At 60.9% G+C, this 2,508-nt stretch carries 1 protein-coding gene; it reads right to left on the bottom strand.

Annotation, left to right across the window (positions count from 1 at the left end):
• The coding region (locus tag L6D89_RS32265; RefSeq protein ID WP_236202329.1) for a phage tail tape measure protein at positions 1–2,212 on the bottom strand (2,212 nt) is incomplete at its 3' end.
• Between the last annotated feature and the right edge of the window lie 296 nt (positions 2,213–2,508).

Below are 2,508 nucleotides of genomic sequence, written 5' to 3'. Positions count from 1 at the left end.
GGTCAGCTGTCATCTGCTGCAGCGCCTCGCGGTACTCGCGAGCACGCTTGGCCGCTGCCAGGGCCTCATTGCTCACCGGTGCGGTGGGGCCATCGCGCTGCATGTCACGCCGACTGGTCAGCTCGGATTGCTTGCGGTAGTGCTCTTCTGCCAGACGCAGCGACTCGGCATAGGCCTTGCGCTGCTCGTCATTCATCCGAGCCAGCGCCTCGGCCGGCTGGATCACCACGTCGGCGTACTTAGTCGTTGCCGTGATGGTGTCGTTGAGGGCTTTCTCGTAGTCCTGCTGACTCTTGGTGAGTTCCTGGTTCTGCTTGTACAGGTCATACAGCTGCATGAGGTTGTTGCCCGTCCAGGCAACCACGCCCAGGGCGAGCGACCCCTTGGCCAAGGCAGCCCAGCCGGCAACGGTTTTCAGCGAGGCGATCAGGGTGCCGAGCTGACCGACAAGGGATGTGATACCAGGCCCTGCACCAGGCAAAGCGGTGAGAGCTGCCTTGAGCATGATCAGTGGGTCTTTCATAGCAGTTGCGACTTTGGCGCCAGCGAACAACGCAGCCCCCACAAGACCAAGGCTTAGAATCGTCACTTGGATTGACTTTGGTAGCTCACCAAATAGCGCGAGAATCTTCGTGCCAAAGTCCAGAACTGGAGCGAATGCTTCGGCAGCTTCACCCAGCTGCAGCTTGAACTCCCGCCAAGAGGCATTGAAGCGGTCAAGCTCTGCCTGCGGCGTATTGGACATCTTGCTGTATGCCGCTTCCATCGAGCCGCCGGCCTCGCCCATTGCCGTCACTTCGGCGCGCATGTCCTTGATGTATTGCGTGAGGCTCAGCACTGCGGTACGCGCCTCTACATCCGGGATGATCTGCCGCATGGCATCAAGGCCGAGCTTTCGGGATGCGATGTCTTCCAGGGTGGCGGTAAGCCCCTTCCAGGAGATGCCCATCTCAGCCAGTTTCTTCTGCGCGTCCGGTGTCGGCGCGGCGAGGGCGTTGATGGCACCCTTCAAGGCCGTCGTGGCCTGGGGCGTCTTGATCCCCGCAATGGTCATCCGAGCGATTGCTGCCGCGACCTCATCGAAGCCAACGCCAGCGGCTTTGGCCGTGGGCAGCACGTCACCAATGAACTGCGCCAGCTCCGGGAAGGTGGTAACGCCATCCTTTACAGCGAGGAACATCTGGTCGTAGCGCAGGCCGAGATTCTCAATGCCTTCGCCATAGGCGTTAACGATGGCCAGGCCGCCCGCCGCAGCGGTGCCAGTCTCCGTCATCCCTGCAATGGCCGCCTTGATGGATAGCTCCAGGACCTTGATGCCGTTGTCCTCGGAGACACCAGACGACAGGATGTCGTTGAGCGCCTCGGCCGACTCGGTGGCATCGCGACCATAGGCGACAGCCAGATCCCGCACGTCTTTGGACATTTCCTTAAGTTGGGGGCGTGTCAGGCTGGTGATGGAGTCGACCGCCGCCATTGCCTGGGCGAACTTGGCGTAGAACTCCAGGAGCTGCTTTCCGCCGTAGATCAAGGCGCCGAGCCCTGCAACCGCCAGGCCGGCCTCGATCTGCACCTGGCGCAGCGAACCTGCCCAGCCAGTAGTCTGCTGGGTCAGCTGTTCGGTTCGTTGCTGCAGGTTGATCTGCGCTTGGGCCAGCTCAACCGTGGATAGTTGCCCGTCGCGCTGTAGGAGTGCGTACTGCTGCCGGAGCTTCTCAATCTCGGCACGCACCTCACGATGAGGGCGCACCCCGAGGGCCTGGCGCGCTCCAGCAATCCGCGCCTGCTGGTCTGCAGCAGCGCTAGCTTGTGCCAAATCTGCCGAGAGGCGCTTCTGCTCGTTGCTCAGATAGTTAGTGTCGACACCTGCAGACTTGAGCGAGGCGGAGAGCTGGGCGAGTTGCGACTTTTGACCGCTGATTGCTTGCTCAAGCGATTTTGCCTCAGTCGTGGCCGCGCGATAGGCCATCTGCTGGGCTTTGGTGGGCTTCTCGGAGGCGATCAGCTCGTTAGCCAGGTCGCGGACGCGATCCCTCACGTCATTGAGCTGCTTGCTGTTCTCGACTAGGCTCGCCTGTAAATCGCGCACGGACGCGATCTGATTCAGTGGGCGCCGCAGCTGCTCCACCAGGGCCGAATAGCCGGCCTTGAACTGCTGCAGTTCGTTGCGGCCCTGACTGGCATCGACACTTACTGAGAGACGGACATCAGTCATGAAGGTTTACCACCTAGTAATTCCGATTGCAGTCGTAGCCTGCTTTTCTCCCAAGGCCGCAACTTGGATAGTGGCGATTGGGTTCATAGTGCTTATGTCGTTAGTGATCATGGGAATGCTGGTATCCCCACTAGTCCCCAAGGGGAAGGCGAAGAAGGAGGACTAGCTGCCCGCCTTCATCCGCTCTGCCGCTTCAATCGCCTCGTCGACCGCTGACTGCCACGTACCCCAGGGGTAATCCCACACCCCGGTATGGCCCTGGCGAATCAGGGCACTAGCGTTCCGTTCGAGTCTTC

This window comes from Pseudomonas pseudonitroreducens (assembly GCF_021603645.1).
Classification (GTDB): domain Bacteria; phylum Pseudomonadota; class Gammaproteobacteria; order Pseudomonadales; family Pseudomonadaceae; genus Pseudomonas; species Pseudomonas pseudonitroreducens.
Note: the sequence above shows the minus strand (reverse complement) of the source record. Positions and strands in the feature narration are given on the sequence as shown.